Below are 13,847 nucleotides of genomic sequence, written 5' to 3'. Positions count from 1 at the left end.
GAGCACAGCACGGCTGGTTTTCCCAGCGCTCGTGCGTCCATTCGTTTACAGGTTCGCTCCGACAAAAAATCCACTGCCTGGATTATGTCTGGAGAGCCCGTGATGACGATAAAACTAAAAAACACTACGAACCTGAGTGACTCGGCCCAAGTCGATCAACAGTCGGTTCAGCCGTTTACCCGCTCGCAAAAAATCTATGTTCAGGGCTCTCGTCCGGACATCCTCGTGCCGATGCGCGAAATCAGCCTCGATGTGACCCCGACCGACTTCGGCGGCGAGATCAACGCGCCTGTGGTGGTGTACGACACTTCCGGCCCCTATACCGATCCCGACGTCATCATCGACGTGCGCAAAGGCCTGGCCGATGTGCGTTCGCCGTGGATCGAATCCCGTGGCGACACCGAGCGCCTGCCTGGCCTGAGTTCGAATTTCGGCCAGGAGCGCCTCGCCGATGCCGAGCTGACCAAACTGCGTTTCGCTCACGTCAACAACCCGCGCCGCGCCAAGGCCGGGGCCAACGTTAGCCAGATGCACTACGCCCGCAAAGGCATCATCACCGCCGAGATGGAATACGTCGCCATCCGCGAAAACATGAAGCTCGAAGTGGCCCGCGCCGCTGGCCTGCTGGACCAGCAACACGCCGGTCACAGCTTCGGCGCCAGCGTGCCGAAAATCATCACCCCCGAATTTGTCCGTGACGAGATCGCCCGTGGTCGCGCGATCATTCCGGCCAACATCAACCACACCGAACTGGAACCGATGATCATCGGCCGTAACTTCCTGGTGAAGATCAACGGCAACATCGGCAACAGTGCTTTGGGTTCGTCCATCGAAGAAGAAGTGGCGAAACTGACCTGGGGCATTCGCTGGGGTTCGGACACGGTCATGGACCTGTCCACCGGCAAGCACATTCACGAAACCCGCGAGTGGATCATCCGCAACTCGCCGGTGCCGATCGGTACGGTGCCGATTTATCAGGCGCTGGAAAAAGTCGGCGGCGCTGCCGAAGACCTGACCTGGGAGCTGTTCCGCGACACGCTGATCGAACAGGCCGAGCAGGGCGTCGACTATTTCACCATCCACGCCGGCGTATTGCTGCGCTACGTGCCGCTGACCGCCAAACGCGTGACCGGTATCGTTTCCCGCGGCGGTTCGATCATGGCCAAGTGGTGCCTGGCGCATCACAAGGAAAACTTCCTCTACACTCATTTCGAAGACATCTGCGAAATCATGAAGGCCTACGACGTCAGCTTCTCGCTGGGCGATGGCCTGCGTCCGGGCTCGATTGCCGACGCGAACGACGCCGCACAATTCGGTGAGCTGGAAACCCTCGGCGAACTGACCAAGATTGCGTGGAAGCACGATGTTCAATGCATGATCGAAGGCCCGGGCCACGTGCCGATGCAGTTGATCAAAGAGAACATGGACAAGCAGCTCGAGTGCTGCGACGAGGCGCCGTTCTACACCCTCGGCCCGCTGACCACCGACATTGCGCCGGGCTACGATCACATCACCTCCGGTATCGGTGCGGCGATGATCGGCTGGTTCGGTTGCGCCATGCTCTGCTACGTGACGCCGAAGGAACACTTGGGCTTGCCGAACAAGGATGACGTGAAGACCGGGATCATCACTTACAAGATCGCCGCGCACGCCGCCGATCTGGCGAAGGGACATCCGGGCGCGCAGATCCGTGACAATGCCTTGAGCAAGGCGCGTTTCGAATTCCGTTGGGAAGACCAGTTCAACCTGGGCCTCGATCCAGACACCGCGCGTTCGTATCACGATGAGACGCTGCCGAAGGATTCGGCCAAGGTCGCGCATTTCTGTTCGATGTGCGGGCCGAAATTCTGCTCGATGAAAATCACCCAGGAAGTCCGCGAGTACGCGGCCAACCAGCGGATCGAAACCGTCGACGCCGAAGTCGCCCAGGGATTGGCGGAACAGGCTGAGCGGTTCAAGCAGGAAGGCAGTCAGCTGTACAAGAAGGTTTGATCCGAGCGGCGCACTCAGGTGCGCCGCTTACCCCTGTGGCGAGGGGATTTATCCCCGTTGGGCCGCGAAGCGGCCCTGCAACCTATGACCACGGTGTATCAAATACACCGCACTCGCAGGTTGGCGACTGCTTCGCAGTCGAACGGGGATAAATCCCCTCGCCACAGGGGATCGGGTAGGTCAACACAACAACAAATGTCCCTCTGAGATAACCCCCTTGAGCATTCAACCCAGCACTTACTCACCCGACATCGCGGTGCCAATCGACAAACGTGTCTTCGGCGGCCGCGATCTGTTTTCCCTGTGGTTCTCACTCGGCATCGGCCTGATGGTTTTGCAGACCGGCGCTCTGCTCGCGCCAGGTCTGGGCCTGTCCGGCTCGCTGCTGGCGATCTTCCTGGGCACGCTGGTCGGCGTTCTGCTGCTGGCCGCCGTCGGCGTGATTGGCAGCGACACCGGCCTGTCGTCGATGGCCGCGCTCAAACTCAGCCTCGGCAAGCGTGGCGCGAGCCTGCCGGCAGTGCTGAACCTGCTGCAACTGATCGGTTGGGGCTCGTTCGAAATCATCGTGATGCGCGACGCTGCCAGCCTGCTCGGCGCCCGTGCGTTCAGCGAAGGCAGTCTGTTCTCCAGTCCGCTGCTCTGGACGTTGTTCTTCGGTGCCTTGGCGACCTTGCTGGCCGTCAGCGGTCCGTTGACCTTCGTGCGACAGATCCTGCGCAAGTGGGGCATCTGGTTGCTACTGGCCGCGTGCATCTGGCTGACCTGGAACCTGTTCACCAAGGCCGATCTGGCTGCGTTGTGGGCGCAGGCCGGTGATGGTTCGATGCCGTTCGCTGTGGGCTTCGACATTGCTATCGCGATGCCGCTGTCGTGGCTGCCGCTGATTGCCGACTACTCGCGTTTCGGCAAGCGTGCGAAAAACGTTTTCGGTGGCACCGCGATCGGCTTCTTCATTGGTAATTTCTGGCTGATGAGCTTGGGCGTGGCTTACACCCTGGCGTTCGCGCCAAGTGGTGAAGTGAATGCCTTGTTGTTGGCGCTGGCAGGAGTCGGCCTGGGGATTCCGCTGCTACTGATTCTGTTGGATGAATCGGAAAAAGCCTTTGCCGATATTCACTCGGCGGCGGTATCCAGCGGGATTCTGCTTCGCTTGAAAGTCGAGCACCTGGCATTGGCCATCGGCGTGGTCTGCACCCTGATCGCCCTGTTGGCGCCGTTGGCTCAGTACCAGAACTTCCTGTTGTTGATCGGTTCGGTGTTTGCGCCGCTGTTCGGCGTAGTGCTGGTGGATCACTTCATCCTGCGCAAGCGCTCTGCTCAAGTGGCGTCAGCCGCATTGCGCTGGCCGGCGTTGCTCGCCTGGTTGGGCGGGGTGAGCACCTATCACTTGCTGGCCAATCTGTATCCGGACATCGGTGCAACCCTGCCGTCGTTGATTCTGGCAGGGCTGCTGCAGCTGGTGCTCGGTCGGGCCTTCAGTTACGGCCGGGAAACAGCTCGGGCTTGAGAATGCCGTTCAGGCGCGGGTAAGGGATCTTCAGTTCGACGTGGCCCAGCGCGTAAGGCGCGATGGTGCTCACTTCGTACTTGAGGATCACCCCGCCGTAGGTCAGCGCCACGTTCTGGGTTTTCTGGAACGGCCAGCTCTTCACGAACTCCGGTTCCTGATCGAGCTTGGTGCTGATCAGCCAGCTGTTGTGCGCCACCTGCGCCGCTTTCCAGAACGCCTCTTCCTGCCCCGGCACCAACATGTCGGACAAGGTCAGCACTTTATGCTGCTGGCGCGAATAGTTGATGAAGCTGCGGCCTGGCGTGCCATGGGCACCGCCGGTGTCCAGGTAGCTGGAAAATTCGACGATCACCAAGCCGTCATGCTGCTCACGTACTTTCGCTTGCAGGTAACTGCTGTAGCGCGGGCCGGCCGTGCGCAAAAACTCATCGCGATACGCCGCCAGCGTCGGTGCCGCCGGGACGTCCGGCGAGGTGCGGGTCATTTGCAGCAGGCGTTTTTCGACGATGCCGTCAAGCTGAGGCTCGGCGGGAAAGCGCAGCGTATCGATGTTCACCAGTGGGCAATCCGGGGTTGTGCAACCCGGTTTCAGCGTTTCTGCGGCATCGCGGGTGGTTTCCAGCGGCGCCCGGTAGTTGGGCTGGAACAGGCTCTGGCAAGCGCCCAGGGTCAGGGCGATTGCGGCCACGGAGGCGATTTTAAAAAGCGACATGGGCGTCCTTCATAAAACAGGGAAAGGCGAAAAGTTATCCGCTTCGACTCTCAACGAAGCAGTCAGTTCGCCACTAAGCTAATTAGAGTTGGTTTAGCCCTCACCGTCCATCCCGCTGACGGGAAAGGGGCTGCATCAAACAGCGCGGGCGCGTTAGGATGGCGCGAAGTCGAGGTTGCAAGTAACAAAAAGGAGCCTCGTAACGGATTTGCAGTAAAGAGGATAGTCATGACTGATTTTGCCAACGCCATTCCGACCGCCGTTGAGATCGTTCGGCGCGAAAAGTGCTACGAGGGCTTTTACAAGCTCGACCGTGTGCACCTGCGCCACGAGTTGTTCGCCGGTGGCATGAGCCGCGAAATCAATCGTGAAGTGTTTGTTCGCCACGATGCCGTCTGCGTACTGCCTTACGATCCACAGCGCGACGAAGTGGTGCTGATCGAGCAGTTTCGCGTCGGTGCCGTGGGCAAGACCGACAACCCGTGGCTGATCGAACTGGTCGCCGGTCTGATCGACAAGGATGAAGTGCCGGAAGAGGTTGCTCACCGCGAAGCGCAGGAGGAAGCTGGGCTTGTATTCGGGGCGCTGTGGCCGATGACCAAATATTTTCCATCGCCGGGCGGCAGCAATGAATTCGTGCATTTGTACCTGGGGCGTTGCGAGACAACCGGGGTCGGCGGCCTGCATGGGCTGGAGGAAGAAGCAGAAGATATCCGCGTTACGGTCTGGGCGTTCGATGATGCCCTGCAAGCCGTACGCGACGGACGAATTGCCAACGCGGCCAGCATCATTGCCTTGCAATGGCTGGCATTGAACCGCGTTGAAGTGAGGGGGTTATGGTCGTAAACAAGCTGCGCGATCGTTACAGGGTCGACCTCGTGGGGCTGCAAGCCTCTTGCGAGGCCAACTACGCGCGCCTGATGCGACTGTTGCCGGACATGCGCAACGAACCGGCGGCGCGGCGCATTGCCGTGACCCACGGCGACCAGATGCTCGGCGTGCTGGCCCTCGAAGTGCTGCAGGTCTGTCCTTACACCACCACCCTGCAAGTGCGTCAGGAACACAGCCTGCCGTGGCTGCCGGTGCCGCAACTGGAAGTGCAGGTCTATCACGACGCCTGCATGGCTGAAGTGGTCAGCGCCGAACATGCGCGACGCTTTCGCGGCATCTATCCTTACCCGAACGCCGCGATGCATCAGCCGGACGAAAAGGCCCAGCTGAACATGTTTCTGGGGGAGTGGCTGAGCCATTGCCTGGCGTGTGGGCATGAGTACGCCGTTGTACGTTGAGCGTCTGGTTCACAGATTTCCCCTTTTGATCGTCCCCCAGCATAATTGCGGCACTCATCCAATCCCGTGATTCAGCCTTGGGAGAACGCCTTGCCGAGCGTATCCACATTAACCACCGCCGACTCGGCGTTGCTGGTGCAACTGTCCGACAGTCATCTGTTTGCCGAACCGGACGGTACGTTGCTGGGCATGAATACGCGCGACAGCCTGCAAAAAGTCATCGAACTGGTCAGGCTGCAACAGCCGCAGATCGACCTGATCATTGCCAGCGGTGATTTGTCTCAGGACGGGACGCTGGAGTCTTATCAGCAATTTCGCGATCTGACCCGGCAGCTCGATGCACCGGCACGCTGGATTCCCGGCAATCACGATGAACTACAAATCATGGCCGAGGCCGCGGTTCAGAGCGCGTTACTGGAACCCGTGGTGGATATCGGTAACTGGCGTGTCACGTTGCTCGACTCGGCAGTGCCCGGTTCGGTGCCGGGATATTTACAGGATGAGCAGTTGCAATTGCTGGCGCGCTCGTTGAGCGAGGCGCCCGAGCGGCATCACCTGGTGTGTTTCCACCATCATCCGGTGTCGATCAGGTGTGCGTGGATGGAGCCGATCGGGTTGCGCAATCCCGAGGCGCTGTTTGCCGTGCTGGATCGATTTCCGCAAGTACGTGCCGTGCTTTGGGGGCATGTGCATCAGGAAATTGATCAATTGCGTAACGATGTGCGCCTGATTGCTTCGCCGTCGACCTGCATTCAGTTCGAGCCGGGCAGTGAGGATTTCAAGGTCAGTGAGCAGGCGCCGGGGTATCGGTGGTTGCGGCTTTTGCCGGATGGTCAACTCGAAACCGGCGTGGAACGCGTGACCGGGTTCGACTTTCAGGTCGATTACGGTTCCAACGGCTACTGACACAACCCCTGTAGGAGCTGTCGAGTGCAACGAGGCTGCGATCTTTTGACTTTGTTTTTTAAAAGCAAGATCAAAAGATCGCAGCCTCGTTGCACTCGACAGCTCCTACAGTAAACTCCGCCTTCTTCTACCCGACGCACAGGGAGTTCAAATGTCCGGTTCGATCCTTTATATCCACGGTTTCAACAGCGCGCCTTCGTCGAAAAAGGCCACTCAGTTGATCGAAGTGATGGAACGTCTGGGTTTGAGCGATCAATTGCGTGTTCCGGCCCTGCATCACCATCCGCGCGAGGCCATCGGTCAGCTCGAGCAGGCGATTGCCGAGCTGGGACGGCCACTGCTGGTCGGCAGCTCACTCGGCGGCTACTATGCGACTCACCTGGCCGAGCGCCATGGCCTCAAGGCCCTGTTGATCAACCCCGCCGTCAGTCCACACCGGATGTTCGACGGGCACCTGGGGACGCAGAAAAACCTGTATACCGATGAGACCTGGGAATTGACCCACGACCACGTGACGGCCCTGGCCGAACTGGAAGTGCCGGCGCCCCGGGATTCGCAGCGGTATCAGGTGTGGTTGCAGACCGGCGACGAAACGCTGGATTATCGCCTCGCCCAGCAGTATTACCGGGCTTGTGCCTTGCGCATCCAGGCCGGTGGCGACCATAGTTTCCAGGGTTTTGCCGAGCAATTGCCGGCAATGCTGAGTTTTGCCGGCATCGGCGCAGATTTGTATCAGGCGATTGATTTCACTGCACTGTGAACCATCGCCTCTTTTTCACAGAACACTCTTTTTACAGGCGGACGACGAGACCCCATGGCCACTCCCAGCGCTAGCTCTTATAACGCAGACGCCATCGAAGTCCTCTCGGGCCTCGACCCGGTGCGCAAACGCCCCGGCATGTACACCGACACCAGTCGGCCGAACCACCTCGCCCAGGAAGTCATCGACAACAGCGTCGACGAAGCCTTGGCCGGGCACGCGACGTCGGTGCAGGTCATCCTGCACGCCGACCACTCCCTGGAAGTCAGCGATGACGGCCGTGGCATGCCGGTGGACATTCACCCGGAAGAGGGCGTGTCGGGCGTCGAGTTGATCCTCACCAAGCTCCACGCGGGCGGCAAGTTTTCCAACAAGAACTACCAGTTCTCCGGCGGTCTGCACGGGGTGGGTATTTCCGTGGTCAACGCCTTGTCGACCGAAGTCCGGGTGCGCGTAAAGCGTGACGGCAACGAATACCAGATGACCTTCGCCGACGGTTACAAGAAAACCGAGCTGGAAGTGGTCGGCACGGTCGGCAAGCGCAACACCGGCACCAGCGTGTTCTTCGCGCCGGACCCGAAGTACTTCGATTCACCGAAATTCTCCATCAGCCGCCTCAAGCACGTACTCAAGGCCAAGGCCGTTCTGTGCCCGGGGCTGCTGGTCAGTTTTGAAGACAAGGCCACCGGCGAGAAAGTCGAATGGCATTACGAAGACGGCCTGCGCTCCTATCTGGTCGACGCGGTCAGCGTATTCGAACGCCTGCCGGACGAGCCGTTCTGCGGCAGCCTGGCCGGAAACAAGGAAGCGGTCGACTGGGCGCTGCTGTGGTTGCCGGAAGGTGGCGACAGCGTACAGGAAAGCTACGTCAACCTGATTCCGACGGCCCAGGGCGGTACGCACGTCAACGGCTTGCGTCAGGGCTTGCTCGACGCCATGCGCGAATTCTGCGAATTCCGCAGCCTGTTGCCGCGCGGCGTGAAGCTGGCGCCGGAAGACGTCTGGGAACGCATCGCCTTTGTGCTGTCGATGAAAATGCAGGAGCCGCAATTCTCCGGCCAGACCAAAGAACGTCTGTCGTCTCGCGAAGCGGCGGCGTTCGTGTCCGGCGTGGTCAAGGACGCGTTCAGCCTGTGGCTCAACGCCCACCCGGAAACCGGCATGCTGCTGGCGGAACTGGCGATCAACAACGCGGGCCGTCGTCTGAAGGCCAGCAAGAAGGTCGAGCGCAAACGCATCACGGCGGGCCCGGCATTGCCGGGCAAACTCGCCGACTGCGCCGGGCAGGACCCGATGCGTTCCGAGCTGTTCCTGGTGGAAGGTGATTCCGCCGGCGGCTCCGCCAAACAAGCGCGAGACAAAGAGTTTCAAGCGATCCTGCCGTTGCGCGGCAAGATTCTGAACACTTGGGAAGTCGACGGCAGCGAAGTGCTGGCCAGCCAGGAGGTGCACAACATCGCCGTGGCGATCGGTGTCGATCCGGGCGCGGCGGACATGAGCCAGCTGCGTTACGGCAAGATCTGCATCCTCGCCGACGCCGACTCCGACGGTCTGCACATCGCCACCCTGTTGTGCGCGCTGTTCGTCCAGCATTTCCGCCCGCTGGTGGATGCCGGTCACGTCTACGTCGCGATGCCACCGCTGTACCGTATCGACTTGGGCAAAGAGATTTATTACGCCCTCGACGAAGCCGAGCGCGATGGCATCCTCGATCGTCTGGTGGCCGAGAAGAAGCGCGGTAAACCGCAAGTCACCCGATTTAAAGGTCTGGGTGAAATGAACCCACCGCAACTGCGCGAAACCACCATGGACCCGAACACCCGGCGTCTGGTGCAGTTGACCCTGGACGATTTCGAAGCGACTTCGGAAATGATGGACATGTTGCTGGCGAAGAAACGCGCCGGTGATCGCAAATCCTGGCTCGAATCCAAAGGCAACCTGGCCGAGGTTCTTGGCTGATGCGGGTTGGCTTTGCCCTGGCGTGTGCGTTACTTCTGACCTCTGTTTCGGCGTTTGCCGAACCGGCACCGGAGCTGCGCCTGTTGTCCGAGCATCCCGTCGAGGGCATGCGCGGTGGCAACCTGTCGGGGCTGGCCCAGTGTGGCAAGAATTTGTGGACGATTTCCGATCGCGACGACGATCAGATCTACCGCCTCGAAACCAGCGACACGGTCTGGCAGGCTGAAACCGTGCGCATCGGTGTGCCGCCAGTGCCGGACAGCGATTTGCCCTGGGGCCTGCGTTCGCGGACCTGGGCGTCGTCGTTTGTACGTGGCGGTGACCTGGATTTCGAAGGCATCACCTGCGACAGCGCCGGTAATCGCTACATTGCCAGCGAGTCCCACGCTGCGGTGCTGCAAGTGCCGCCCGTTGGTCCGACGTCCTGGCTGAAGATCTCGCCAATGCTGGTTCGCGAAGCCCGGGCCAGTGGCATGCTGCTGCATTTCAATGCGTTGTTCGAAGGCCTGGCGATCAATCCGGCGGGTGACCAGTTGTGGTTGGCCGCCGAGCGTGAGCGCCGTGGTCTGCTGTTGATCAAGCGCCAGCAAACTGTCTGGGATTGCGATGGCGGCTGTGTGCTGCTCAGCGAAGCCGGGATGGAAATGCAGCCGGCGAAATTTCCCAAGGCCAGAGCGGTGTCGCGGGATTTTGCCGATCTGTCCTTGTTCAACGGCAAGCTGTTTACCCTTGAGCGCAATGCGTTCGAGATTTGCCGCCGTGACGCGGTGACGGCCAAGGTCGAGCGTTGCTGGTCGTTTGCCGACGAGGCGTTGCAGGAAAACCGTCGCTATCCGCAGGGCTATGGCCTGACGGAAGCGCTGATCGTGGACGCTGACGGGGCGTGGGTCGGTATCGACAACAACGACGGTGCCCGTGCTGATGGCGAATATCGCCCCATCGTCTGGCGCTTCGCCGCGCCGGAAGGTGGCTGGAGCGCCAAACCATGACCCCGCAAACGCCGGGAAAACGCGCCGGTCGGGTATTTATGGTGCTGGCTTGGTGCGCGGCGCTGTTTCTGGCGACGCGGTTTTTCGGCCAATGGGAGGAGCGTCAGCACAATCCCAACGTCGTCGTCAGCTCGGAACAGGGCGAAGGTTTTATTGAAGTGAAACTGGCCAGCAACACCCAGGGGCACTTCGTCGCCAGCGGCCAGATCAACGGCCAGCCGGTGGATTTCATGCTGGATACCGGGGCAACCGACGTGGCGATCCCGGCAGAAATGGCCGAACGGCTGAAACTTGAACAAGGCTTCGGGGTGACCCTGAGCACCGCCAACGGTCGTACCGAGGGTTATCGAACCCGTGTCGACCGGCTGCAACTGGGCGACATTGTGCTGCGTGATGTGCGCGCCATCGTCGTGCCGGGCCTGGATGGCAAGCAAGTGCTGCTCGGTATGAGCGCACTGAACAAACTTGAATTTACCCAGCGCGGTGGCACCATGCTGCTGCGCCAGACAACGAACCGATGAGGCCCGCATGAGCGACTCCCTTGATCTCAGCCTGGACGGTGTAGAACGCCGGTCGCTGGCTGACTTCACCGAAAATGCCTACCTCAACTACTCCATGTACGTGATCATGGACCGTGCCTTGCCGCATATCGGCGACGGCCTGAAACCGGTACAGCGCCGCATCATTTATGCGATGAGCGAGTTGGGGCTGGACGCCGATTCCAAGCACAAGAAGTCGGCGCGTACCGTCGGTGACGTGCTCGGTAAGTTCCACCCGCATGGCGATTCGGCCTGCTACGAAGCCATGGTCCTGATGGCCCAGCCGTTCAGCTACCGCTACACGCTGGTCGACGGCCAGGGTAACTGGGGTGCGCCGGATGATCCCAAGTCCTTCGCCGCCATGCGTTACACCGAAGCGCGGCTGTCGCGTTATTCCGAAGTGCTGCTCAGCGAACTGGGCCAGGGCACCGCGGACTGGGGCCCGAACTTCGACGGCACCCTCGACGAACCGCTGGTGTTGCCGGCACGTTTGCCGAACATTCTGCTCAACGGCACCACCGGGATCGCCGTGGGCATGGCCACCGACGTACCGCCGCACAACCTTCGGGAAGTCGCGACAGCGTGCGTGCGTTTGCTCGATGAGCCGAAAGCCACGGTCGAACAGCTCTGCGAACACATTCAAGGGCCGGATTATCCGACCGAAGCGGAAATCATCACTCCGCGCGCCGATCTGCTGAAAATCTATGAAACCGGTCGCGGTTCGGTGCGCATGCGCGCCGTGTACCACATCGAAGACGGCGACATCATCGTCACCGCGCTGCCGCATCAAGTGTCTGGCGCCAAGGTGCTGGAGCAGATCGCAGCGATGATGCAGGCCAAACCGTCCAAGGCCCCGCAGATTGCTGACCTGCGCGACGAATCCGACCACGAAAACCCGTGCCGGATCGTGATCATTCCGGGTGCACGGAAAAACTTTGACCACGACGCGTTGATGCAGCACTTGTTCGCCAGCACCGAGCTGGAGTCGAGCTACCGGGTCAACATCAACATCATCGGCCTGGACGGCAAGCCGCAGTTGAAGAACCTGCGTGCACTGTTGGTGGAATGGCTGGAGTTCCGGGTGCAGACCGTGCGTCGTCGTCTGCAATTCCGCCTCGACAAGGTCGAGCGTCGCCTGCACCTGTTGGACGGTTTGTTGATCGCTTACCTCAACCTGGATGAAGTGATTCACATCATCCGCACCGAGGAACATCCGAAAGCCGCACTGATCGCGCGTTTCGCCCTGAGCGAAATTCAGGCCGACTACATTCTCGACACCCGTTTGCGTCAGTTGGCGCGACTGGAAGAGATGAAGTTGCGCGCCGAGCAGGATGAACTGCTCAAGGAACAAGCCAAGCTGCAAGCCCTGCTGGGCAGCGAAGCCAAGCTGAAAAAATTGGTGCGCACCGAGCTGATCAAGGACGCCGAAACCTACGGCGACGACCGTCGCTCGCCAATCGTCGAGCGCGCCGAAGCCAAGGCCCTGACCGAGCACGATCTGCTGCCGAACGAGAAAGTCAGCGTCGTGTTGTCGGAAAAAGGCTGGGTTCGCTCCGCCAAGGGTCATGAAATCGACGCAACCGGGCTTTCCTACAAGGCCGGGGACGGTTTCAAAGCCTTGGCGGCCGGGCGTTCCAACCAGTTTGCGGTGTTTATCGACTCCACCGGTCGCAGCTATTCGGTGGCCTCGCACACATTGCCATCGGCCCGAGGCCAGGGCGAGCCGTTGACCGGTCGTCTGACGCCGCCGCCAGGGGCGACCTTTGAATGCGTCCTGATGCCGGAAGACGATTCGTTGTACGTGATCGCCTCCGACGCCGGTTATGGGTTCGTGGTCAAGGGCGAAGACTTCCAGGCCAAGAACAAGGCCGGTAAAGCGCTGCTGAGCTTGCCGAACAACTCGAAGGTCATTCTGCCGCGCCCGGTGGCTGATCGTGAGAATAACTGGCTGGCTTCGGTGACCACCGAAGGTCGCCTGCTGATCTTCAAAATCAGCGATCTGCCACAATTAGGTAAGGGCAAAGGCAACAAGATCATCGGGATTTCCGGTGAGCGTGTGGCCAGTCGCGAAGAATATGTCACGGACATCGCCGTGCTGCCGGAAGGCGCCACCTTGGTGTTGCAGGCCGGAAAACGTACGTTGTCACTGAGAGCGGACGACCTCGAACACTACAAAGGTGAGCGTGGGCGTCGTGGTAACAAGCTTCCACGAGGCTTTCAGAGGGTAGATGCGCTACTCGTCGAAAACCTCAATTAAGCGTCCTAGAGCGCTCGATCTACGATTTAACGCGTAGATCGACGCTTTGCCGCTGGAGTCGGAGCGCATATTCACGGATGATATGGCCTTTCCAAGCGCCGGCGTGGCCGAGCGTTCGTCATATTTATAGAGTATTTTCACTGCGGTTAGCTTTGTGGCAACCACCTGGATGGAATGATGACTGCTCTGCGCTTTCCCTTTATTTTGATGCTCGCCGGCGTTCTTGGCCTGGCGGGTTGCAGTACGCACCAACCGGTGTCGCTGTATCAGCTGGACAGCGGAAGTCCGGCTCAGCCTGCGCAAGCCGCGGGCATGGCCGTTTTGTTGGGCCCGGTAACGGTTGCCGACTACCTGCAACGCGAAACGCTGCTGCAGCGTCAGCCGGATGGCAGCCTGCAAGCTTCGGCGGATGGTCGTTGGGCGGGTAGCCTGTCATCCGATATTGATCAGCTGTTGCTGCGTCAGGTCGCGGGTCATCTGGACAGTCAGCGCGTCGTGCTGGCGCCGGCAACGGTCGGCTTCACGCCGGACGTTCAGGTGCTGCTGACCATCACGCGCCTGGATTCGGGTGAATCGCAACCGGCGATCCTTGATGCGCAATGGCGTTTGATCGACCGTCGCGGTCAGGTTCGCGATAACCGCATCATTCATCTGCAGGAACAGCATGCCGGCGGTACTGCGGCGCAGGTTCAGGCTCAGGGCGTGTTGTTGCAGAAACTCGCCGAACAGCTTTCGGTAGCGCTCAAGCCACTGGCCAACCAGCCGCCGATTGCCGAAGCGCCAAAAAAACCGGCTGCCAAGCCTGTGGCTCCGGCGGCGGAACAGGAAAAGCAGCCAAAGATCCCGATGGCTTCACCGATCCGGACGGATATGGAAGTGTTCAGGTTCTAAAGCCTGGATTGATCCAAAGTAAAGCCCGCCTAGTGCGGGC

The 13,847-nt window shown here is 60.3% G+C and carries 12 protein-coding genes; 11 read left to right on the top strand and 1 reads right to left on the bottom strand.

The window, feature by feature from the left end:
• Positions 1–102 precede the first annotated feature (102 nt).
• A complete protein-coding gene (gene thiC, locus ACYZTL_RS13055; RefSeq protein ID WP_461952128.1) occupies positions 103–1,992 on the top strand; it encodes a phosphomethylpyrimidine synthase ThiC in 1,890 nt (629 codons plus the stop codon).
• A 217-nt stretch (positions 1,993–2,209) separates the two neighbouring features.
• On the top strand, positions 2,210–3,502 hold the full coding sequence (cytX, locus tag ACYZTL_RS13050) for a putative hydroxymethylpyrimidine transporter CytX (RefSeq protein ID WP_461952127.1): 1,293 nt from the start codon (positions 2,210–2,212) through the stop codon (positions 3,500–3,502).
• Here cytX and ACYZTL_RS13045 read toward each other — a convergent pair.
• Positions 3,471–4,217, bottom strand: a complete 747-nt coding sequence (locus ACYZTL_RS13045) for an RsiV family protein (RefSeq protein WP_461952126.1) — start codon at positions 4,215–4,217, stop codon at positions 3,471–3,473. The genes cytX and ACYZTL_RS13045 overlap by 32 nt on opposite strands.
• A 228-nt stretch (positions 4,218–4,445) precedes the next feature.
• Between ACYZTL_RS13045 and ACYZTL_RS13040 the strand changes: the two genes are divergently transcribed.
• From ACYZTL_RS13040 to ACYZTL_RS13000, 9 genes are all read left to right on the top strand, one after another.
• Positions 4,446–5,063: an NUDIX domain-containing protein gene (locus ACYZTL_RS13040; RefSeq protein WP_461952125.1), complete on the top strand. Its 618-nt coding sequence runs from the start codon at positions 4,446–4,448 to the stop codon at positions 5,061–5,063.
• A complete protein-coding gene (locus ACYZTL_RS13035; protein ID WP_064675587.1) occupies positions 5,054–5,506 on the top strand; it encodes a DUF1249 domain-containing protein in 453 nt (150 codons plus the stop codon). The genes ACYZTL_RS13040 and ACYZTL_RS13035 overlap by 10 nt, the downstream gene beginning before the upstream one ends.
• A gap of 90 nt (positions 5,507–5,596) precedes the next feature.
• Positions 5,597–6,412 carry a 3',5'-cyclic-AMP phosphodiesterase gene (gene cpdA, locus ACYZTL_RS13030; RefSeq protein WP_461952124.1) on the top strand — a complete coding sequence of 272 codons (816 nt, stop codon included), beginning with the start codon at positions 5,597–5,599 and terminating at the stop codon, positions 6,410–6,412.
• A 151-nt stretch (positions 6,413–6,563) separates the two neighbouring features.
• Positions 6,564–7,172 (top strand): YqiA/YcfP family alpha/beta fold hydrolase, encoded by a 609-nt coding sequence (locus tag ACYZTL_RS13025; protein ID WP_461952123.1) that lies wholly within the window; start codon positions 6,564–6,566, stop codon positions 7,170–7,172.
• Between the two features lie 54 nt (positions 7,173–7,226).
• Positions 7,227–9,131, top strand: coding sequence for a DNA topoisomerase IV subunit B (gene parE / locus ACYZTL_RS13020; protein ID WP_461952122.1), 1,905 nt, complete (start codon positions 7,227–7,229; stop codon positions 9,129–9,131).
• Positions 9,131–10,120 (top strand): esterase-like activity of phytase family protein, encoded by a 990-nt coding sequence (locus ACYZTL_RS13015; protein WP_461952121.1) that lies wholly within the window; start codon positions 9,131–9,133, stop codon positions 10,118–10,120. Before parE ends, ACYZTL_RS13015 begins: the two co-directional genes overlap by 1 nt.
• Entirely contained in the window at positions 10,117–10,641 is a 525-nt protein-coding gene (locus tag ACYZTL_RS13010; RefSeq protein WP_461952120.1) for a retropepsin-like aspartic protease family protein, read from the top strand. Before ACYZTL_RS13015 ends, ACYZTL_RS13010 begins: the two co-directional genes overlap by 4 nt.
• A 7-nt stretch (positions 10,642–10,648) precedes the next feature.
• Positions 10,649–12,916 carry a DNA topoisomerase IV subunit A gene (parC, locus tag ACYZTL_RS13005; RefSeq protein WP_461952119.1) on the top strand — a complete coding sequence of 756 codons (2,268 nt, stop codon included), beginning with the start codon at positions 10,649–10,651 and terminating at the stop codon, positions 12,914–12,916.
• 177 nt (positions 12,917–13,093) lie between these two features.
• Positions 13,094–13,807 (top strand): PqiC family protein, encoded by a 714-nt coding sequence (locus ACYZTL_RS13000; RefSeq protein WP_461952118.1) that lies wholly within the window; start codon positions 13,094–13,096, stop codon positions 13,805–13,807.
• Positions 13,808–13,847: the final 40 nt, after the last annotated feature.

The sequence above is a fragment of the Pseudomonas sp. LB3P81 genome, assembly GCF_054897965.1.
This window is presented reverse-complemented; position numbering and strand designations above follow the sequence as displayed.